The sequence below is a fragment of the Muriventricola aceti genome, assembly GCF_025567565.1.
Lineage (GTDB): Bacteria > Bacillota > Clostridia > Oscillospirales > Oscillospiraceae > Lawsonibacter > Lawsonibacter aceti.
The window spans coordinates 84,547-105,451 of record NZ_JAOQKF010000012.1 but is presented as its reverse complement, the minus strand read 5'-3'; the positions used below and the strand labels follow the sequence as shown (position 1 = coordinate 105,451).

Annotated in this window: 22 protein-coding genes; 19 read left to right on the top strand and 3 right to left on the bottom strand. The window is 56.6% G+C overall.

Annotated elements, in window-relative coordinates:
• Positions 1–2 precede the first annotated feature (2 nt).
• Positions 3–1,193, bottom strand: a complete 1,191-nt coding sequence (locus tag OCV64_RS13095) for an FtsW/RodA/SpoVE family cell cycle protein (protein ID WP_147571903.1) — start codon at positions 1,191–1,193, stop codon at positions 3–5.
• Between the two features lie 124 nt (positions 1,194–1,317).
• Here OCV64_RS13095 and tsaE point away from each other — a divergent pair, with 124 nt between their 5' ends.
• The 16 genes from tsaE (at position 1,318) to OCV64_RS13015 (ending at position 15,218) form a co-directional block, all read left to right on the top strand.
• Positions 1,318–1,749, top strand: coding sequence for a tRNA (adenosine(37)-N6)-threonylcarbamoyltransferase complex ATPase subunit type 1 TsaE (gene tsaE, locus OCV64_RS13090; protein ID WP_262670278.1), 432 nt, complete (start codon positions 1,318–1,320; stop codon positions 1,747–1,749).
• On the top strand, positions 1,746–2,459 hold the full coding sequence (tsaB, locus tag OCV64_RS13085) for a tRNA (adenosine(37)-N6)-threonylcarbamoyltransferase complex dimerization subunit type 1 TsaB (RefSeq protein ID WP_147571901.1): 714 nt from the start codon (positions 1,746–1,748) through the stop codon (positions 2,457–2,459). The genes tsaE and tsaB overlap by 4 nt, the downstream gene beginning before the upstream one ends.
• A gap of 19 nt (positions 2,460–2,478) precedes the next feature.
• The gene (gene upp / locus OCV64_RS13080; RefSeq protein WP_186852625.1) at positions 2,479–3,114 is read left to right on the top strand and encodes a uracil phosphoribosyltransferase; all 636 of its coding nucleotides are present in this window, start codon (positions 2,479–2,481) and stop codon (positions 3,112–3,114) included.
• A 322-nt stretch (positions 3,115–3,436) separates the two neighbouring features.
• Positions 3,437–4,489: a D-alanine--D-alanine ligase gene (locus tag OCV64_RS13075; protein ID WP_147571899.1), complete on the top strand. Its 1,053-nt coding sequence runs from the start codon at positions 3,437–3,439 to the stop codon at positions 4,487–4,489.
• Positions 4,489–5,880: a UDP-N-acetylmuramoyl-tripeptide--D-alanyl-D-alanine ligase gene (locus tag OCV64_RS13070; RefSeq protein WP_186852624.1), complete on the top strand. Its 1,392-nt coding sequence runs from the start codon at positions 4,489–4,491 to the stop codon at positions 5,878–5,880. The genes OCV64_RS13075 and OCV64_RS13070 overlap by 1 nt, the downstream gene beginning before the upstream one ends.
• A gap of 63 nt (positions 5,881–5,943) precedes the next feature.
• Positions 5,944–7,857: a ribosomal protection-like ABC-F family protein gene (gene abc-f / locus OCV64_RS13065; protein WP_147571897.1), complete on the top strand. Its 1,914-nt coding sequence runs from the start codon at positions 5,944–5,946 to the stop codon at positions 7,855–7,857.
• Positions 7,854–8,492, top strand: a complete 639-nt coding sequence (locus OCV64_RS13060; RefSeq protein WP_262670277.1) for a YdcF family protein — start codon at positions 7,854–7,856, stop codon at positions 8,490–8,492. Before abc-f ends, OCV64_RS13060 begins: the two co-directional genes overlap by 4 nt.
• A gap of 11 nt (positions 8,493–8,503) precedes the next feature.
• Complete coding sequence (gene prfA, locus OCV64_RS13055) at positions 8,504–9,562, top strand: peptide chain release factor 1 (RefSeq protein ID WP_147571895.1); 1,059 nt, start codon at positions 8,504–8,506, stop codon at positions 9,560–9,562.
• An 18-nt stretch (positions 9,563–9,580) separates the two neighbouring features.
• Positions 9,581–9,838 carry a hypothetical protein gene (locus OCV64_RS13050; protein ID WP_147571894.1) on the top strand — a complete coding sequence of 86 codons (258 nt, stop codon included), beginning with the start codon at positions 9,581–9,583 and terminating at the stop codon, positions 9,836–9,838.
• Positions 9,839–9,848: 10 nt separating this feature from the next.
• Positions 9,849–10,505, top strand: coding sequence for an HAD family hydrolase (locus OCV64_RS13045; RefSeq protein ID WP_262670276.1), 657 nt, complete (start codon positions 9,849–9,851; stop codon positions 10,503–10,505).
• On the top strand, positions 10,498–11,046 hold the full coding sequence (locus tag OCV64_RS13040; RefSeq protein WP_262670275.1) for a GNAT family N-acetyltransferase: 549 nt from the start codon (positions 10,498–10,500) through the stop codon (positions 11,044–11,046). The genes OCV64_RS13045 and OCV64_RS13040 overlap by 8 nt, the downstream gene beginning before the upstream one ends.
• Entirely contained in the window at positions 11,043–12,068 is a 1,026-nt protein-coding gene (locus OCV64_RS13035; protein ID WP_262670274.1) for an L-threonylcarbamoyladenylate synthase, read from the top strand. The genes OCV64_RS13040 and OCV64_RS13035 overlap by 4 nt, the downstream gene beginning before the upstream one ends.
• Positions 12,069–12,163: 95 nt before the next feature.
• A complete protein-coding gene (locus OCV64_RS13030; protein ID WP_243200961.1) occupies positions 12,164–12,439 on the top strand; it encodes a DUF4180 domain-containing protein in 276 nt (91 codons plus the stop codon).
• On the top strand, positions 12,424–13,041 hold the full coding sequence (gene coaE, locus OCV64_RS13025) for a dephospho-CoA kinase (RefSeq protein ID WP_262670273.1): 618 nt from the start codon (positions 12,424–12,426) through the stop codon (positions 13,039–13,041). Before OCV64_RS13030 ends, coaE begins: the two co-directional genes overlap by 16 nt.
• Before the next feature lie 22 nt (positions 13,042–13,063).
• On the top strand, positions 13,064–14,476 hold the full coding sequence (locus tag OCV64_RS13020) for an aminopeptidase (protein ID WP_262670272.1): 1,413 nt from the start codon (positions 13,064–13,066) through the stop codon (positions 14,474–14,476).
• A 70-nt stretch (positions 14,477–14,546) separates the two neighbouring features.
• Positions 14,547–15,218 carry a nucleotidyltransferase domain-containing protein gene (locus tag OCV64_RS13015; protein ID WP_262670271.1) on the top strand — a complete coding sequence of 224 codons (672 nt, stop codon included), beginning with the start codon at positions 14,547–14,549 and terminating at the stop codon, positions 15,216–15,218.
• Between the two features lie 100 nt (positions 15,219–15,318).
• On the opposite strand, the gene OCV64_RS13010 is transcribed toward OCV64_RS13015, so the two are convergent.
• Together OCV64_RS13010 and OCV64_RS13005 are read right to left on the bottom strand one after the other, a co-directional pair.
• Positions 15,319–15,750, bottom strand: coding sequence for a hypothetical protein (locus tag OCV64_RS13010; RefSeq protein WP_262670270.1), 432 nt, complete (start codon positions 15,748–15,750; stop codon positions 15,319–15,321).
• Positions 15,747–16,328 carry a helix-turn-helix domain-containing protein gene (locus OCV64_RS13005; protein WP_262670269.1) on the bottom strand — a complete coding sequence of 194 codons (582 nt, stop codon included), beginning with the start codon at positions 16,326–16,328 and terminating at the stop codon, positions 15,747–15,749. Before OCV64_RS13005 ends, OCV64_RS13010 begins: the two co-directional genes overlap by 4 nt.
• A 142-nt stretch (positions 16,329–16,470) precedes the next feature.
• Here OCV64_RS13005 and OCV64_RS13000 point away from each other — a divergent pair, with 142 nt between their 5' ends.
• From OCV64_RS13000 to OCV64_RS12990, 3 genes are all read left to right on the top strand, one after another.
• Positions 16,471–17,187, top strand: coding sequence for a ClpP family protease (locus OCV64_RS13000; RefSeq protein WP_147571884.1), 717 nt, complete (start codon positions 16,471–16,473; stop codon positions 17,185–17,187).
• A 110-nt stretch (positions 17,188–17,297) separates the two neighbouring features.
• Positions 17,298–18,155 carry an undecaprenyl-diphosphate phosphatase gene (locus OCV64_RS12995; protein ID WP_262670268.1) on the top strand — a complete coding sequence of 286 codons (858 nt, stop codon included), beginning with the start codon at positions 17,298–17,300 and terminating at the stop codon, positions 18,153–18,155.
• Positions 18,156–18,184: 29 nt separating this feature from the next.
• A complete protein-coding gene (locus OCV64_RS12990; RefSeq protein ID WP_262670267.1) occupies positions 18,185–20,902 on the top strand; it encodes an FtsK/SpoIIIE family DNA translocase in 2,718 nt (905 codons plus the stop codon).
• Positions 20,903–20,905: the final 3 nt, after the last annotated feature.

Below are 20,905 nucleotides of genomic sequence, written 5' to 3'. Positions count from 1 at the left end.
TTTTATAGGCTTCGGTCCTTTAACCAACTGGGCAGCGCCCTCGCTTTTACACTGGAAACAAGGCCCAGGGCGGCATACAGAGTGACAATGGAGGAACCGCCGTAGCTGATGAAGGGGAGCGTCAGTCCCATGACAGGCAGGACAAAGAGACACATTCCCACATTCAATATGATTTGGACCAGCAGCATCCCGGCGACGCCGATACAGACATAGGCGTCAAAGGGAGAGCTGGCGTGGCGTCCCACCCAGAGGCACCGGAAGACCACGGCGCCTAAGATCAGTAGCAGGAGCAGACAGCCTGCCATCCCCAGTTCCTCGCCGCACACAGCGAAGATGAAGTCGTTGTACCGCTCGGGGAGGGCATCGCTGTTGGAGGCGTGGGTCTGGATGCCCTGGAGATAGCCCTGACCGAAGAGTTGACCCGAACCAATGGCCAGGATAGAGCGGCTCTGTTGATAGCCCTTTCCTAACGGGTCCAGGTCGTGGTCCAAGACCACCCGGAAGCGCATAATCCGGTAGTCGGTCCATAGGCTGGTCTCGGGCAGGACAAAGAGCCACAGAATAACTACCGCGGCCAGCAGGCCACCGCCCACAAGGAGAAACCACCGCAATTTGACGCCTGAGGCCCAGGCCATAAACACGAAGATCATCATATAGATGACGCACATTCCCATATCTCCACAGACAACGGCAATCAATCCCAGCATAAATACTGTGTGACCGCCGATTTGGATGAGAGAGGGGAGGGAACTAATGTCGCGGCCTTCCTCTTGAATCTGGGTGATCTGTAGCGAGAGGAGAAGGATGAAGGGCAGCTTGACGATCTCGTTTGGCTGAATATCCACCGGAAAACCGGGGATAGACAGCCAGTTTACATTTCCCATTCCATGGTCTGTCCCGAGGGGAGTGAGGAGCAGGAGGATAAACAGGACATTGAAGGCCAACAGCAGCCGCCAGTTTTTTTCGGTGAACAGCCGGAAATCCACAAGGGTTAGCAGCATATAGGCCACCACGCCCAGAAAAATAGCAGCTGTCTGCACCAGCATGAACCGTATAAACCGGTCATTGTCCAGATATTGAGTAGCTGAGTAGATCAGCAGCAGACCGTATCCGCTGGCTAAAAGGGCGAAAAACAGGAGCATCCGGTCTCCCTTTTTAAAAAATTCTCGAATAGGGGAAAAGAGAAGGGACAATGCCTCACCTCCTGCCAAATAATGTGACAATATATTCTAGCACATTTTAGTGGAAACGCAAACCATATCATGGTATAATCTTTTTTGTATGTGAAAATTTTTTGTGAACAGGGAGAGGTAAGCAATGGCAGAGCAGTTCGTGTCCAATTCAGAGGAGGAAACCGAGGCCCTGGGCCGTCGGCTGGGCGAGATACTGGACCAGAGCACTGTGGTGGCGTTTACCGGTGACCTGGGCGCGGGAAAGACCGCGTTTACAAGAGGGCTGGCCAAAGGACTTGACATTCCGGACCGAGTGACCAGTCCTACCTTTACCATCGTAAACGAGTACGAGGGGGGGCGCCTTCCGTTGTTTCATTTTGATATGTACCGGTTGTCCTCTGCCGACGAGCTGTTCGACATCGGTTGGGAGGACTACCTGGCCCGAGGCGGCGTGTGTGCCGTGGAGTGGAGCGAGAATGTAAGAGAGGCTCTGGATCGTCACACCATCTGGGTCGAGATCCGCCGGGGAGAGGGCCAGGACCAGCGTGTCATCCAGATCAAGGGGGTGGACCTTTGAATATCTTAGCGTTGGAATCCTCTGCCACGGCCTGTTCGGTGGCCCTGTGCAGAGATGGTGAGCTGGTGGCCCAGTCCTTCCAGAATAGCGGCCTCACCCACAGCAGAACGCTGCTGCCAATGGTACACGATTTGCTGAAGAACTGTGGAGAGAGTTTGGACAAGGTTGATGTGATTGCCGTAGCGGCCGGGCCTGGTTCATTCACGGGGCTTCGCATTGGGGTGGCTACGGCCAAAGGACTAGCCTGGGGCGAGGACAAGGACTGCGCTCCCTGCTCTACCCTGGAGTCTATGGCCTGGCCGCTGGCCCATATGGAGGGCGAGCTTATCGTCTGTGCCATGGATGCCCGGCGTGATCAGGTATACAACGCCCTATTTTTGGCGGAGGGAGACAAGCTGAGGCGGCTGTCTCCGGACCGGGCCATCTCCTTGGAGGAACTGGGAGAAGAACTGAAAAATTACAACAATTCGAAAATTGTCGTTGGAGATGGAGCCAAACTGTGCTATAATATCTTGACGGAAGCTGGTCTGACATTAAAATTGGCACCCCGGTATCTGAGAATGCAGTGCGCCTGGGGTGTGGCACGAGCGGCGGAGGAGTTAGCGGCTCAGGGCGCCCTGGTCAAGGGGCGGGAACTAGAGCCGGTATACCACCGACTTTCCCAAGCGGAACGGGAGCGTTTAGAGCGGGAACGTCAGACCAAAAAATAAAATGAAGGGGATCCTGCCAATGTTTAATGAGAAAGTACATATTCTAGACCACCCTCTGCTGCAGCACAAGGTAGCTATTCTCCGGGACGAAAATACCGGCGTTAAGGAGTTCCGAGAGATCGTATCCGAGATCGCGGCTCTAGAATGCTACGAGGCCACAAGAGACCTGCCTCTGGAGGACGTGGAGATCAAGACGCCCATCGCTACCGGCACCTTTAAGCAACTGGCCGGGAAGAAGCTGGCCATCGTGCCTATCCTGCGGGCCGGTCTTGGGATGGTGGATGGTATTCTGGATCTGATCCCCTCCGCCAAGGTGGGCCACATCGGTCTGTACCGTGACCCTGAAACCCATCAGCCTGTGGAGTATTACTGCAAGATGCCCTCTGACATCGCGGAGCGTGACGTGATCATTCTCGACCCCATGCTGGCTACCGGCGGCTCTGCCTCTGCGGCGATCACATTTATTAAAGGATACGGCTGTAAGCATATCAAGCTAATGAACATTATCGCGGCGCCCGAGGGCATCGCGGTCATTCAGAAGGATCACCCTGACGTGGAGATCTATGTGGCCGCGGTAGACGAGAAGCTAAATGATCACGCCTATATCGTGCCAGGACTGGGCGATGCCGGCGACCGTATTTTTGGAACAAAATAAAGATAGTCCGTTAGATTCAGAATGAATGGGGATAACGGATATTTAACGGCTGATAAACAAGGCTTGACCTTGCTAAATTGCCGGAAACAGTAAGATCAACAAAGGACGCAAGCGGTGTTTCCGTTTGCGTCCTTTTGTCCCTCTATAAAGACAGATGGAAAAGAAACTTTGGAGAGAGAAGCGCAATATATGATCCTTTTCGCCAAGAGATACCACGCTTTTTTCAAGGCCTGTCTTGTGTATTTGGTCCAGGTGTGCTAAAATAATCCATTAGTGTATAAAATGTCATAAGTATGTCTACTGACCAAATGAGGTGTTTGATATGAAGATCGTGGTACTGGCCGGCGGCCTGAGTCCGGAGCGGAACGTATCCCTGTCCTCCGGTTCCAAGGTGTGCCAGGCCCTGCGGGACCGGGGACATCAGGTGGCCCTGGTGGACCTGTTTTTTGGGCTGGAGGATTGGAGCGGCAGTGAAGAAGAGCTGTACTCAGCCCCGATCCCGGAGAAATTCAAGAGGGTAGCTCGGCAGGCCCCTGACCTGAACCAGGTGCGGGCCAGCAGAAAGGATCAGGGCCCCTCCGCGATTGGCCGAGGTGTGCTGGAGCTATGCGCCCATGCGGATGTGGTCTATCTGGCCCTCCACGGGACCTGTGGCGAGGATGGTCGGATCCAGGCCGCTCTGGATCTGCTGGGAGTCCCCTATACCGGCTCCGGCTGTCTGGGCTCGGCTATTGCGATGGATAAGGATCTGACCAAGCGGCTGGTAGCCGATAGGGTAACCACGCCCAGTTGGAGGACCGTCACGGTCACGAAAGAGAATATTGGGGCACTGGTTGAGGAGACTTGCCTGCCTGTGGTGGTCAAACCCATCGCCAGCGGTTCCTCCATTGGCGTCTATATTGCCCATGACAGGGAAGAACTGGAGAAGGCGCTGTATGACAGCCTGAAACTGGGCGGCCGAACAGTTTTGGAACAGTACATTCAAGGCCGTGAGATCCAGGTGGCAGTATTGGATGGAAAGGCCCTGCCCTCCATTGAGATCATTCCCAAAGAAGGCTTTTACGACTATGAGAACAAATACCAGCCTGGTGCGGCAGAGGAGATCTGCCCCGCCCATATTCCAGAGGAGTGGGAGAAAAAAGTAGGAGAGGCGGCCCTGGCTGTGTTCCAGACTATCGGGCTGGCGGTATATGCTAGAGCCGATTTTATTGTCACGGAGGACGGTACTCCCTATTTTCTGGAGATCAATACACTTCCTGGCATGACGCCAACCAGTCTGGTCCCCCAGGAGGCGGCCGCTGTGGGGATCGATTATCCCTCATTGTGTGAGATCATTATCCAGAGATCTCTGGAAGCCAGAAAGGAAGGAATGTGATGGAAACCATCACTTTGGGCCAGCTGCTGGAGGCAGTGGGTGGAACGTTGCTGGGTGAATTTCAGGACCGGGAGGCCCTGATCCAACGTGTAGATACAGACAGCCGGAATATCCATGAGGGAGCCCTGTTTATCCCGCTGATCGGCGAGCGATTTGACGGGCACGCCTACATTAATGCCGCGCTGGAGGGAGGGGCAGTGGGCTGTATTACAGCCCGGGAACGAGAGAATTATCTGCCTGGAAAGTTCTATGTCAAGGTTTCCAATACCCAGAAGGCCCTGCGTGATCTGGCGGCATGGTACAAGGGAAGATTTGATATCCCATTTGTAGCCATTACCGGCAGTGTTGGCAAGACAACCGCAAAGGATATGGTGGCCGCTGTATTGGGTACAAAGTATAAGGTGCTGAAGACTGAAGGGAACTTCAACAACAATGTGGGACTGCCCCTTACCCTGTTGCGGCTCACCGGGGAGCATCAGATTTGTGTCCTGGAAATGGGCATGGACAAGGCCGGGGAGATTGACTATTTGGCAGAGATTGTCAAGCCGGACGTGGGAATCATTACCAATATCGGAGATGCCCACATTGAGCGCCTGGGCAGCCGGGAAAATATTTTTAAGGCAAAGTGTGAGCTTCTGCCTCATGTAAAGGGAAATGGTCTGCTGGTATTGAACGGAGATGACGAGCTGTTGTCCACTCTCCGGGGGCATACTACTGTGCCGGCGGTCTTTTACGGCAAAGAGGAGGGACTGGAATATCAGGCCCATATCACAGGAGGCGACAGCGTCAGCCATATTCTCTGTCGGCTGACCACGCCGGCTATGGACCGGGAAGTCCGCATCCCAGCACTGGGAGAACATATGATTTATCCCACGCTGGCCGCCACCGCTGTGGCAGAGCGATTTGGGCTGACTGCCGACGAGATCGAGCAGGGGCTGACCCAGTTTGTACCGACCCGCATGCGGATGAATGTCCTGCGCCGGGGGGAAGGAATTACCATTTTGGACGACACCTATAATGCCAATCCCCAGTCCATGCGGGCGGCTGTCAGCGTGCTGGCGGACAGTCTGGGGGAGTGGAAGGTGGCTGTGCTGGGTGATATGCTGGAGCTGGGCCCCTTTTCCCCCGCCCTCCACAGCGGCGTAGGCGAGTGTCTGGGCCGGGCTGGGATCCAATGCCTTGTGGCGGTGGGAGAGGAATCGGAGCATATCGCCCAGGGCGCCAGGGACTCTGGAGTTCCTCTGGTGTATCACTGTGCGGACAAAGAGGCGGCGAAAGTGGTGCTAGAGGAGCTGATCCGTCCCAACAGCACCTTCCTAGTCAAAGCGTCCAGGGGGATGAAGCTGGAGGACCTGACAGCCTTCCTGTTGGAGCATACCAAAGAAGCGTAGCATAGAGTTCTACCAAACCGAATCGGTCTGGTGGAGCGGAAATAGATAAACTAAGAGGATGTTATGATCGACATTTCGGTATCCAACCTGGTCAAGGAGTTTGAGGTTGGAAAGAAAATTTTAGATGGGCTCACCTTTCAGGTGGACTCAGGAGAGCGGGTAGGCCTGCTGGGCCCGAATGGGTGCGGCAAGACTACCCTGCTCCGCATCCTGACAGGCGTGGTGGACTGCGACGAGGGAGAGGTGGTCACTGCCCCTGGGAAGCGGATAGGACTCATCTCCCAAATTCCGGTCTATCCAGTGGGATACCGGGTGGAGGATGTGCTAGACACCGCGTTTCAATCTCTGCGCGACATGGAGGAGGAGATGGCTTCCATCGCCCAAAGAATGGCGGCCGGAGACCATGATCCTGCCCTGCTGGCCCGCTATGACAGGTTGAGCGCCTCGTTTCAGACAGGCGGCGGCTATGAGATGGATACCGCAAAAAATAAGGTGTGTAACGGCCTGTCCATTCCACGGGCGATGCGGGAGCAGCCCTTTGACAAGCTGTCCGGAGGGGAAAAGACCAGGGTAAACCTGGCCAGACTGATTCTGGAGGATACAGACATCCTCCTGTTGGATGAGCCCACCAACCACCTTGACCTACGGGCCACCGAGTGGTTGGAGGAGTACCTGGAAAAATTCAAGGGTACGGTCCTGGCTGTATCTCATGACCGCTATTTTCTGGATTCTGTAGTGGACCGGGTCATCGAGATCAAAGAGGGAAAGGCGGAGTTTTATTCTGGAAACTATTCCTTCTACGCGGTGGAAAAGGAGCGGCGCTATGAGGAGCAGCTCAGGCAGTATGAGAAGGAGCAGGCCAAGATCGAGCAGTTGGAGAAGGCTGCCCAGCAGCTGCGTATCTGGGCCTATTCGGGCAACGACAAGATATTCAAACGGGCCCAGTCCATGGAGAAGCGCATCGAGCGGATGCGTACCACCGACCGCCCCAAGAAGGAGCGGAAAATGGAGGTCCGCTTTGGGGAACGGGAGTTTCGAGGGGATGAGGTGCTGTCCATCAAAGGGCTGGAAAAGTCCTTTGGGGAGCGAAGGCTGTTTTCTGATGTCAATCTGGAAGTGGAGGGCGGCGAGCGCGTCGCTCTGCTGGGGGACAATGGAACCGGAAAATCTACCCTCATTAAAATTTTAATGGGGGAGGAGACGCCCGACGGCGGAAAGCTCCGCCTGGGCCCCACGGTACGGATTGGCTACCTTCCCCAGATCATCCATTTCAGCCACCCGGAGCGCAACCTGGTGGATACCATGATCTACGATTTGGACTGTACTGCTCAGACCGCCCGGAATCGATTGGCCGCCTTCAAATTCCGAGGGGAGGACGTGTTCAAGCCCGTGTCCGCCCTGTCCGGCGGGGAACAGTCACGGCTGCGGCTGTGCATGCTGATGGACTCCAAGATTAATCTGCTGATCCTGGACGAGCCCACCAACCATCTGGATATCCAGAGCCGGGAGTGGATCGAGGAGGCGGTGGAGGAATACGAGGGAAATCTTCTTTTTGTGTCCCACGACCGCTATTTTATCGACCGATTTGCCACCCGTATCTGGATGCTGGAGGGCGGCCGCATTACCGATTTTAAGGGCAGCTATCAGGAATTCCAGGCCGTCAGGCAGCGGCAGAAGCAGTCTGGTCAGGCAGCCCCGCACCATGCTCCAGTTCCAGAGGAGGGGGCAAAAGAGGAGAAACCCAAGCGGACAGGGGGCACCAAGGAACTGGAAAAGCAGGTCAACGCCGCAGAGCGTGCCGTAGCCAAGGCTGAGGAGAGGATGTACGACCTGTCCATTCAGATTGAGGAGGCCGCCGCCGACTATTTGAAGCTCCAGGAGCTGTATGAACAGCGGGAGGCCTTGGAAGAGGAGATCTTGAAGCTGTACGGGACCTGGGAAGGTCTGTCCGCACAGCTGGAGGAGGCCAGGGGATGAGGGCGAGAAGGTCCAAAATAGAGGTAGCCAGTTACAAGGGCAAGCGTTTTGGTCTTGCCTTCAAAGTGATATTGGCTCTGATGCTGGCCGGAGCGCTCACTTTTGCCACTCTGTTGGGGGCGGTTCTCTCCGGGGCCTATGACCACATCAGCGGCGAACCACAGGTGATGATCGTCCTGGGCTGCCAGGTGAAGGAGGACGGGCCCTCCATTCTTCTCCGAGACCGGTTGGATGAGGCACTGAACTATTTGGAGGACCACCCCGATCTGACGGTGGTAGTTTCCGGCGGCCAGGGTCCAGACGAGCCTACAAGTGAGGCCCAGGCGATGGCGGACTATCTGATCGCCAATGGAGTGGACGGGGAAAAGGTTCTCTTGGAAACGGCTTCTCATAATACGGCCCAAAACTTTGCTTATTCCAAAAAGCAAATGGATGAGGCCCAGATAGATTACTCTGACGGGATTTTGGTCGTATCCAATGGGTTCCACCTGACTCGGGCCAGAATGCTGGCCCAGCGAGCGGGTTTTGAGGAGGTATATACTTTGGCCGCGCCTACCAGCCATCTGCCTTCTAGGCTGCATATGTATATCCGGGAGCCTCTGGCCCTGGTAAAGTCTTTTGTGTTTGACCGATAAGGAGTGACCTCATGCTGGACAAGCTTACCGCCATTGAGGCGAAATACAGCCAAATCGAGGCGCGGCTGGCCGCGCCGGAAACCTATGACGATCCGGCCCAGGTGGCGAAACTGAATAAGGAGCAGTCGGAGCTCCAGCCTCTGGTGGAGACCTTCCGTACCTATCGGCGGACCCTAGAGGCCCGGGACCAGGCTCGAGAGCTGATGTCGGATTCTGAGATGAAGGAACTGGCCCAGGAGGAATATTCTCAGGCGATGGAGGACATCCCAAAGCTGGAAAGGGAGCTGCAGATATTGCTCCTCCCAAAGGATCCTAACGATGACAAAAACGTTATTGTGGAAATACGAGCCGGGGTAGGCGGAGAGGAGGCCGCCCTCTTTGCCCACTCCCTCTATCGGATGTACTCCATGTATGCCGAGAGCCAGCGATGGCACTGTGAGGTGGACTCGGCCAGTGAGACAGAGCTTGGGGGCATAAAGGAAATAACCTTTACGATTGAGGGGACAGGGGCTTTTTCCCGCCTGAAGTTCGAGAGTGGCGTCCACCGGGTCCAGCGGGTGCCCGAGACCGAGTCTGGAGGACGGGTCCATACCTCCACGGTGACAGTAGCGGTCCTGCCGGAGATGGAAAGTGCGGATGTGCGACTGAATCCGGCGGACATCGAAATGCAGGTTTTCCGCTCCTCCGGGGCCGGGGGCCAGCATGTGAACAAGACCTCCTCCGCTGTCCGCCTGATTCACAAGCCGACGGGGACCGTGGTGGAGTGTCAGCAGGAGCGCAGCCAGTTCCAAAATCGGGACAAGGCCATGCGTATCCTGGCTTCCCGACTGTATGAGGCCGAGCAAGAGAAGATATCCTCCGAATATACGGCACAGCGGCGCAGCCAGGTGGGCTCCGGCATGCGGAACGAGCGCATCCGTACCTACAATTTTCCCCAGGGTCGTGTTACGGACCACCGCATTGGGCTGACCCTCTATAAGATAGACAGCGTGATGGACGGCGGCCTGGACGAGCTGATCGATGCGCTGGCCGCCGCGGACCAGGCAGAAAAATTGAAACAACAAGAGTAGAAAGCAGGAGAGAGGACTATGGAACTGTATATTCACTATACCAGCCTTCCCCAGGATAAGGAGCTGCCCGATGTGGTGGAGGAACTAAACGAGGTGCTGGAGGAGGGCGGCGTCGTGTGCGGAGGGGAAGACGGCCGCATCGATCTGGAACTGGAGGATGAGAGGCACAACCCTAAATATGCCCAGATGGCGGTGAAGGCCTATCTCCAGCGGGCCGCGTTTGATAAAAATACCACCGTGGAGATCGGCGGCATGGAGATCGGCATTTACGAATGAGGAGCGAGCCATGTTTCACAATGTGATCTTTGATCTGGATGGTACGTTGCTGGATACTATTGACGACCTGGCTGACGCGGGCAACTACGTCTGCCGCCTCCATGGCTGGCCCACCTATACAGTGGAGGAGTACAAGCGGTTCGTGGGAAACGGGATGGCCAAACTGGTGGCCCGTTTTGTTCCGGAGGAGTGGCGCACCCCGGAGGGGGTAGCGGCTATCCTGGAGGAGTTTATGCCCTACTACGATGCCCATAAGGAGGACAAGACCGCACCCTATGCCGGACTTCCAGAGGTGGTCCGGATGCTGAAGGAGGCGGGCGTTTCTATGTCCGTACTGACCAACAAGGCGGACGAACTGGCAGGACCTGTGGTGGAAAGCTACTATCCGGGTGTCTTTTCTATCGTCCAGGGAGCCATTCCCGGTTATGAGCCCAAGCCGGACCCTGCCCTGCTCCAAAGGCTTATGGAGCGGATGGGAGCAGAGAGGGGAAATACCCTGTTCGTTGGGGACAGCAACGTGGATATCCGTACCGCGAAAAACGGTGGCCTGACCAGTTGTGGTGTCCTGTGGGGATTCCGTGGACGGGAGGAGCTGGAGAAAGAAGGAGCAGATCAGTTGGTTGAGGAACCTCAGGAGTTACTGGAAGTGATTCTCGGCCATGGATAAAACGATTTTGAAGACAGAGCGGCTCCTCCTCCGGGAGATGGGGGACAAAGACTTCCCGGCGCTGTGCCGGATGCTCCAGGACCCAGCGGTGATGTATGCCTATGAGCACGCCTTTTCAGATGAGGAGGCCTGGGAGTGGTTGCGCCGCCAGCAAGAGCGTTATGCTAGAGATGGGATGGGCCTGTGGGCGGCGGTGGAAAAGTCCAGTGGTAAAATGGTGGGCCAGTGTGGCCTGACTTGGCAGGACCGAGGCCAGGGCGACTTGGTGATGGAGGTTGGCTATCTATTGGAAAAAGCCGTCTGGCACAGGGGATATGCCACGGAGGCGGCCCAGGCGTGCCGGAACTATGCCTTCCAGAAATTGGGCCAGAGAGAGGTTTTTTCCATCATCCGGGACAATAACTTGCCTTCTCAGGAGGTAGCCAGACGAAATGGTATGGAGATCCGGGGACAGTTTATCAAGCATTACTACGGAATAGACATGCCGCATCTGATCTTTTCGGTCAGACGGAAGGCTGAGGATGAGGAGTTTTTGCATTGAACACCCAACTTTTAAACGAGAAGGATATCCAACAGGCCGCCGCTATCCTTCGGGATGGGGGATTGGTTGGGATTCCCACAGAGACCGTATATGGCCTGGGCGCCAATGGACTGAATCCCCAGGCAGTGGCCCGTATTTTTCAGGCCAAGGGGCGGCCCCAGGATAATCCTCTGATTTTACATATTCCATCGATAGACCATCTGGACCGGTATTGCAAGGGAATTCCCCTTACAGCCTATCGGTTAGCAGAACGTTTCTGGCCAGGCCCGCTGACCATGATTCTCGCCCGGCGGGATGTAGTGCCAGATGTGGTCACCGCCGGCCTGGACACGGTGGGAATGCGTTGCCCCGCTCACGCTCTATGCCGGGCTATCCTCAGAGATGCGGATGTCCCCGTGGCCGCACCCTCAGGGAATACCTCTGGGCGGCCCAGTCCCACCTCCGCCGCCCATATGTGGGAGGATATGGATGGAAAGATTGACGCCATTGTAGACGGCGGTCCCTGTGCTGTGGGGGTGGAGTCCACCATCGTGGACTTGTCCTGTGACTCGCCCCGGCTGCTGCGGCCGGGGGGCGTCACCCTGGAGCAACTTGAGGCTGTCCTGGGGGATGTGGAAGTAGACCCTGCGGTGACCCGATTGATGGGGGCGGGGGAGAAACCCCGCGCCCCCGGCATGAAGTACCGCCACTACGCCCCTAAGGCGCCAGTGACGGTAGTGGCGGGGGAGGCGTCCAAAAGTGCTGCGTACATACTGAACCATGCCGCCCCAGAGGACGGGATCATCTGTTTTGACGAGTTTGTGCCCCTGTTCACGAAACGGCACGAGATGAGGCCTGTCATGAACCTGGGCCCCTCTGTGGATAAGGCGGAGCAGGCCCGGCACATCTTCGACGCCCTGCGTTCCTTTGACCATACAGCGGTGAAGGCCATCTGGGCCCAATGCCCTGACGCTGCGGGCATCGGACTGGCTATCGCCAACCGTCTGAACAAGGCGGCCGGCTTCCATATCATTGAAGTGTAAGAGAAAGGTAACTTTATTTTATGCAATCTCAAATCATCAACAAAATTCCCATAATACGGAGCCTTGAGAGTCCCATTACCAGCGGCCCCGCAGCCATGGATGTGATTGCGTCCCTGCGCTATGAAACGGGGGCCAGCGCTGTTGTGTTATACAAGGACTGTCTGGACGAGTCCTTCTTCCGCCTGTCCTCTAAGCTGGCTGGGGAGGTCTTACAGAAATTTGTCAATTACAAAATGCGTCTGGCCATTGTAGGCGATTTCTCCCATTACACCAGCAAGCCGTTGCGGGATTTCATTTGTGAAAGCAACAAGGGCAGTCAGGTAGGCTTCTGGCCTACTGAGGAGGAGGCCCTGGCATGGTTAAACAGATGATTGTTCTAGGCATCACCGGTCCCACTGGAGCGGGTAAGACAACCCTTCTGAAAGAGGTGGAGAAGCTAGGCGGTGCGGTCATTGACTGCGATGTCGTGTACCACGATCTGCTGGAAAGGGATAGTGCCTTACAGCATAGCTTGGAGAAAACCTTTGGGCCGCTCCGGGATGTGAGTGGAGCAATCGACCGAAAGAAGCTGGGTACCATCGTCTTTGGCGACCCGGAGAAGCTGCGACAGCTCAATATCATTGCTCAAACCGCCACAGTTAGGCGCACCCAGGAATTGCTGGAGGGATACCGCCGCAAGGGGATAGCTCTGGCCGCCATCGATGCCATCGCCCTGCTGGAGAGTCCGCTGGCCAAGCTCTGTGACGTTACCCTGGCGGTGGTCGCACCCGCGGAGATACGGGTAAAACGGATCATGGATCGGGAGGGCATCACGGAGGAGTACGCCTGGTTACGGGTAAAGGCCCAGAAGAGTGACGAATATTTTGTGAAAGGGTGCGACCGCACCTTGGTGAACGACTGTGACCAGGTGGAGGAATTTGCCCTCCAGGCCAAGGCGTTGGTAGAATCGATTTTGCAGGAACACATACAATAGAGGTACAAAGGAGGTTTTCCCAATGGATGAAAAAAAAGAACTGACACGGGGCGAGCAGCTGCGCCGGGCCCTGACCTATCAGAAGAAAAACGGCTATGACCGGTTACAGACCGGTGAGCTGGAGGCCATAGAGGCTTACTGTTCCGGATACAAGCAGTTTCTGGACGGAGGCAAGACCGAGCGGGAGTGTGTGGACCGTACCATTGCACTGGCGGAGACCGCCGGCTTCCGTCCCTATGTCCGTGGCATGGAGCTCAAGCCTGGGGACAAGGTGTACCAGTCCAACCGGGGCAAGGCTGTTATGCTGGCCGTTATCGGCCGAAAAGATCTGGACCAGGGCGTCAACATCGGTGCGGCTCATATCGACTCCCCCCGGCTGGATCTTAAGCAGAACCCTGTGTATGAGGCGGAGGAGCTGGCCTTTTTCAAGACCCACTACTACGGCGGCATCCGCAAGTACCAGTGGGTGACCATTCCTCTGGAGCTCCATGGGGTGGTGGCCTTGAAGGGCGGTAATGTGGTCCGGGTATCCGTAGGAAACGGAGAGGGTGACCCCCTGTTTACCATTGACGACCTGCTTCCCCACTTGGGGGCAGAGCAATCTAAAAAAACCCTGGGAGAGGCCATTCCCGGTGAGAGCCTGAATATTCTGATAGGCAGCCGCCCCCTGGCTGATGACGAGGGCAGTGACCGGGTGAAGGTGGCTGTGCTGGAGCTGCTCAACCGGAAGTACGGCATCGTTGAGGAGGATTTTATTTCCGCCGAACTGTGCGCTGTCCCTGCCTTCCGGGCCTCTGATATCGGCTTTGACCGCTCCATGATCGGAGCCTACGGCCACGACGACCGGGTGTGCGCCTATGCGGCCCTGGCCGCCCTGCTCCAGTTGGATACCCCGGAGCGTACAGCGGTCTGTATGCTGGCTGACAAGGAAGAAATAGGCTCTGAAGGAGTTACGGGCATGAAGTCTGCCTCCTTTGACACCTTTATGGCGGACCTGTGCGCCGCCCAGGGGGTGCTGCCCAGAGCCTGCTATGAAAAATCCTTCTGCCTGTCCGCCGATGTGACGGCGGCCTATGACCCCAACTTTGCCGATGTATATGAAAAGCGCAACAGCGCCTTTGTGAACTACGGTATGGGGCTCTGCAAGTATACCGGAGCCCGAGGTAAGTCCGGCGCCTCTGACGCCTCCGCCGAGCTGGTGGCTTATGTCCGAAAGGTGTTGGACGGCGCCGGTGTGGCTTGGCAGATGGCCGAGCTGGGCAAGGTGGATGCCGGCGGCGGTGGGACCGTGGCCGCCTATATGGCCGAGCGGAACATCGACACCCTAGATGCCGGGGTTCCTGTCTTGTCCATGCACTCTCCCTTTGAAACGGTTGGAAAACTGGATTGTTATATGACCTATAAAGGCATGAAGGCCGTCTTCGAGGCCTGTTAGTCCCAAAAAGCAGATGAAAAAGACAGGGACCGCCCTCTGGCGGTCCCTGTCCTGTCCTAAGGAGGTATCTATGAAATTGGATGAAAAAGCCTGGATAGCCCAATTTTGCCAAGCGGTGAAAGACGAGTTTGGAGGCCGGATCGTCTGTATCGGACTGCAAGGCAGCCGTGGGCGAGGGGAGGAGAGGGAAGACAGCGATATCGACATGGTAGTCGTACTGGACCGGGTGGAGCTGGAGGACTTGGACAGGTATCGCCGGGTAGTGGCTAACCTGCCCTGCCGGGAGCTGCTTTGTGGCTTCGTATCTGGAAAGGAAGAGCTGCTGGCCTGGGAACCGGGCGACCTGTTCCAGTTTTATCACGACACAGCCCCTGTTGTGGGAGATTTGGAATTTTTACGGGGGACATTCGCCAGAGAGGACGCCAGTCGGGCAGTCCATACTGGCCTGTGCAATTTATACCACGGCTGTGTACATAATTATCTTCACGAGCGAGATGAGGCGCTGCTGGCCGCGCTTTATAAATCCGCCGCTTTCACCCTTCAGGCGATATATTGGCTGAAAACCGGGGTGTACGTCAAAAAACATCGAGAGCTGTGGCTGGAGCTAACTGGAGAGGAGCGGTCAGTGCTGGAGCGGGTTCTGGCGTTCCGGGCCGGAGAGGGGCCTGATCTGGAAAAAGACAGCGCCCTCCTGCTTCAATGGGCGGGAGCAACATTGCGAGAGGGCGTGAAGCAGTACTAGACAGCCCTAAAAATGGATCTGCTCATTACGAGTGAACTGTGTTGCCTTCGTGCCTGGGTTGTTTTGCCCGGTCTGGCAGTTATCAAAAAGGACAAGGCTCCTATTCCGGAAGGGAGACAGCAAGGCTAAGTGAGCTGCCTGAAGCGGCAACGCTGAGGGAAACCTCCCCATTATAAAAGAGCTCTCCAAGCGCAACCGCATTTTCCGTGGCAATACCAAGGGTATCATGTACGCTCTGAAACCCGGCTTCCTGGACCGCTTGGAGGTAGGCGTCAACCTCGGCCTCACCAATATCATCCAGATAGACCGCAAAGATTTGATAGCCGGCTGAGTTGCCCTCGGAGACGGCGGTCACGGTGCCAGAGGAAGGTTTGGGTATGGATTGGGTAAAGCGGTTGTCCGGCCATTGATTGGCGGGAGTCAAGGTGGGAGGGGAAGTGGCGCTGCCAACAGTCTGTTGGCCACAGGCGGCCAGCAACAGGATGGCCAGCGTCGATAAGGGGACAAGTATGGCTCGTATCCAATTTCTCATTTCAATTTCCTTTCTAATTTCCAGACTCGGAAGGCCAGAATAATACAGAGGACCAGAAGCAAAGTGGGCAGCCCGACGGACAGCCAGGTGGGAAGGGGTGCGGAGGACACAAAAATAGAGGTGGGGCCATCCACCCCGCCGATGTGTCCCATGTGGGAAGTCCCTGTGGCAAAAAGCTTAGATCCCGTGAAGAATAACTCCAAGGCAAGCGCCAGTTGAGTCAGAGGGCCAACAGCGCATATTGCCGCGATGGAGGTCAGCAGCCAACGCAGCAGCTTCAGATACCGGCGGGCGGTGATCCTCTGGGACTGGTCCATAGCCTGAGAAACAACAGCCTCCGCTTCGGCAGCTGTCAAGCTGTCCCTGGGGTCTTTTTCTCCTCGTATCAGTTCCACAAGTGAGATGCCGAGGGCCTGGGCCAGAGGTTCCAGAAGCTTTACATCAGGAAACCCCTTTCCAGTCTCCCATTTGGACACGGCCTTGTCTGTGACATTGAGCCGGTCTGCCAACCCTTTCTGGGTCAGGCCCTGTTCTTTCCTCAACTGGGCCACAAAGGCCCCAAAGCGTATGTTATCCATGGGATGACCTCCTTGATCTTTTTCTATTATGAGCATTGCCGCCGCAAAAAGCAACCTACGAAAAGTAGAGAAGCGGTTTTTGACTAAGAAAGGCTCTTCCAGTACAACCTAGAAAGGAGTTTTCATAGGAGGGGTGCTTATTATGGATGAATCTCAGGAGAAAGAGGAACAGCAGACGAGCGAACCGATCATACAGCCGATCATAGATCTGGGGTCCTCCCTGATCCAGACGGACAAAGGGACCATCTACGTGCTGACTATCGTGGGACAGATCGAGGGCCACCAGATGCTGCCCCCCAGCAGCAAGAGTACGAAGTACGAGCATGTTCTCCCTCTGCTGGCCACAGTGGAGGAGAGCCCCCAGATAGATGGACTGCTCATCTTACTGAATAACGGCGGGGGAGATGTGGAGGCTGGGCTGGCCATTTCGGAACTTATCGCCTCTATGTCTAAGCCGACCGTTTCCCTTGTGCTGGGCGGGAGCCACTCGATTGGGGTTCCGCTGGCGGTTTCGGCCAAACGGTCTTTCATTGCGCCCTCGGCTGCTATGACGATCCACCCAGTTCGGCTCAACGGCTTGGTCATCGGTGTACCCCAGACGTTCTATTATTTTGAGCGCATTCAGGATCGTATCACACAATTTATCACCGCCAACAGCGGGATCAAGCGGGAGGCGCTGACCAAACTGATGCTTCAGACAGGGGAACTGGCCGCCGACGTAGGCAGTGTGATCTACGGCGAGGAGGCGGTGGAACTTGGGCTGATTGACCAGATTGGCGGGCTGTCTGACGCGCTGTCCTGCCTGCATGGGATGATAGAGGATAGAAAGCAAGCAATAGAAACAGGCGGGCGGGAGTGATCCCGCCCGTTTACATAATGCAAATGAAAAAGACTGGAATTTCCTGTCCTGTTGTGTTAATATAGTATCAGTGATTTTATTGGCTTCTTGCCATTTAGGGGGTAAATACAGTGACCTATCCTATGTCCGCTATTCTGGGGTTTGTCCAGGGTGTAGCCGAGTTCCTGCCTATCTCCAGCTCTGGGCACCTGACCTTGTTTCAGCATTTTTTTGGCCTGGCGGAGCCAGATAATTTGTTCAACGTGCTGCTCCACTTTGCCACTCTGCTGGCTGTGTGCATCTACTACTTCCAGGATGTAGCGGAAATGATCGTTGAGTTTTTTCGAGGGATCGCGGCTCTTTTTTCCCGCCATCCTTCTCATGGGAATCCACCGGAGGCGCGCCGGCTGGTCCTCCTGGTCATCGTCGGTACGCTGCCGCTCTTTGCGGTGCTGCTGATCAAAAATAAGGTGGAGGCTCTTGGATCCAATCCTTATTTTGTCAGCTGTGCTCTGCTGGTGACAGGCTGTATCCTCTTCTGTTCTGACCGAATGGCGGGCGGAAGGAAGAACGCCCGAAATGCCACCCTGAAGGACGTATTGCTGGTGGGCGTGGCCCAGGGCTTTGCCACCATCCCAGGGCTGTCCCGCTCCGGTTGTACCATCTCCGCCGGTATGGCCAGAGGATTCGACCGCAAATTTGCCGTGCGCTACTCTTTCCTTATGTCTCTGCCCGCAGTGCTGGGCGCGACGATCCTGGAGGTCAAGGACGTTCTGGAGATGGAAGGCGGTCTGCCGGAAGGGAGACTACCCATATACCTGATGGGTATGGTCATCGCCGGCGTGGTGGGCTATTTCTCCATCGGACTGGTCAACCTGTTGGCATCCAAGGGCAAGTTTGGCGCGTTTGCCTACTATTGCTGGGGCGCCGGCCTGCTCTCTCTGGTCCTATGCGCCATGGGGTGGACGCTAACGTCGGGTACGATCTGATTTTCCTGGAAAGGTAGGAACCTTTAAGAATGGCAACGACACAAAAGAGATCCGGAGGGGGACGGTCGGCCTCCTCCGGCGGAAAACGGACTACTTCAGCGGCAAGATCCAAGCCAGCGTCCAAGAGTAGCCGTGCCGACACTTCCTCCCACCGCCCGTTCCGGCGTGAGGTAGGGGCGGTGGTCTGCCTGCTCCTGGCGATCTTCTCCTCCTTTGGATACTTCAAAATGGAGGCGATCTTCATCACCTTCTTTGTGGGGCTGGTCAAGGGACTGGTAGGCTATGGCTTTTGGCTGGTCCCTCCCGCCTTGCTTTTGGGAGCCTATATCCTGGCGTTCCACCGTGGACGGCCGGTCCGTCTAAGGCTGACCTGCGCCCTCCTCCTGCCCCTGATGGTGGCGGGCGTATTCCATGGTATGCTGTCAGATCCGCTTCCTTGGAACGGTGCGCTGGTCAAGGAGTTGTGGAACAGCGGCGAGGCGATGAGATCCGGTGGTGTGCTGGCCGGTGTGCTGGCCCAGGCCTGTGTATCCCTGTTTACCAGCTTGGGCTCCACGATCATCTTTGCCATGGGAGCGATTCTGATGGGACTGGCCGCCTTTGACCGTTCTCTGGTGGATGTGGCGGACTGGGTCTTTAACCGGCCGAAATATGAATATGAGCCAGAGCCGGAGCAGCCACGCCGGAGCCGGACTGAGGAGCGCCAGGGAGAGAGGGCGGCGGAATCGCTGTCCCAGACCCGGACGCGCCGCTCTGAAATCGATATCCCTGTGGATGAGGGACCGTTGGTGGGGAAAGAACCGTCGGCCCCCCAGGAGAAGAAACGGCTGGGATTTTTTGACCGCAAAGCCCGTGTGCCTGCCCCCGACCAACTGTTGAAGGGGTCTACAGAGCAGGAGAGCGTTCCCCCGACAGCAGAGCCCGAGGCTGTAGAGGAACAGCCGCCTGCCCCCGCGGCAGAGCGGCCCCGGCCGATCCCGGTGGTCCCGCCGGTCACTGTGGCGCCGCCGTCCGTACCAGAGGAGCGGCCTGCGGTGCCGCCCACTCCACGGAAGGACGAGCAGCCACAAAAGGTGACCCGCCAGGAGGCGGAAGAAGCGGCAGTTCAGGTGGCACAGGATATCCAGGAAACCATGGACCAGGGCAGCCCGCCTTACCAGTATCCGCCTCTATCCCTGCTCACTGAGGGGACAGGGGATATTGGTGGCGAGGCGCTGGTGGAGCTCAACGCCAACAGGCAGCGCCTCGCTGATACGATCCACTCCTTTGGAATCGACGCCAACATCGTCAACGTGACAAGGGGCCCCTCTGTGACCCGGTATGAGCTGGAACTGGACCAGGGAGTCCGGCTGAACAAGCTGACCAATCTGGCGGACGATATCGCCTTGGCGTTGGGCGCAACAGGGGTCCGCATCGCCCCAATCCCAGACCAGATATCCATGGTCGGGATTGAGGTGCCCAATAAGCTGGTTTCCCCGGTCAATATCCACTCGGTCATCGGCTCTACCGCCTTCACAAACAGCGCCTCTAAGGTATCCTTTGCCGTGGGCAAGGACATTGGAGGAAACTGTATCGTCGGAAACATCGCCAAGATGCCCCACCTGCTCATTGCGGGTACGACAGGCTCCGGTAAGTCGGTGTGTACCAATTCTCTGATCATCTCCCTGTTGTATAAGGCCACTCCAGAGGAAGTCCGTCTGATCATGGTGGATCCCAAGATGGTAGAGCTGGGCATCTACAACGGGATCCCCCATCTGTTGATTCCCGTGGTCACAGATCCCAAGAAAGCGGCGGGCGCCCTTCAATGGGCAGTCACGGAAATGATGAAGCGATACCGCTCCTTTGCCGAAGTTGGCGTGCGGGACCTGGCTTCGTACAATGCTAAGGCCGCAAAGACCGAGGGAATGGAAAAAATGCCCCAGATTGTGGTCATCATCGACGAGCTGGCCGACCTGATGCTAGTGGCGGCGAAGGAAGTGGAGGAGTCTATCTGCCGGGTGGCTCAGATGGGCCGTGCCAGCGGTATGCACCTGATTATTGCCACCCAGCGCCCCTCTGCTGACGTCATCACTGGTCTGATGAAGGCCAATATACCAAGTCGGATCGCCTTTGCCGTGGCCTCCAGCCTGGAGTCACGCATTATTTTGGACATTACTGGCGCAGAAAAGCTGGTCGGCCGGGGGGATATGCTCTATTTCCCGCTGGGCGCCGGGAAGCCAACCCGTGTACAGGGTTGCCTGATTAGCGACCAGGAGGTCGCTTCCGTAGTAGAGTTTGTCAAACGCAGCGGCTCCGCCCAGTATGATGACAACGTCATGCAGGAGATCGAGCAGCACGCCGCCGAGAAGGAGAAGGGAACAAAAGGTGTAGGCGGCTCCGCTCCGGATGAGGTCAGTGATGAGTATGACGAGCTCATCGATGCGGCGGCGGAGGTTGTGGTGGAAACAGGGATGGCCTCTGTTTCCATGCTCCAGCGCCGACTGAAGCTGGGCTATGCCCGTGCTGCCCGCCTGGTGGACCAGCTGGAGGAAAAGGGGATTGTAGGTCCCTTTGAGGGCAGCAAACCCCGCCAGGTTTTGATTACTAAGGAGCAGTGGCAGGAGCTGAAGTATCGGCAGGGGGTCGGGGCGCCTCCTCCTCAGACAGAAGCGGAAATACCAGATCGAACCGATTTAGACAGCACCCAGGTCGATCCGCCCTTTGACGTGGAGGAGTCTCTGGACCGAGCGGAAGAGGATACCCTATAACCC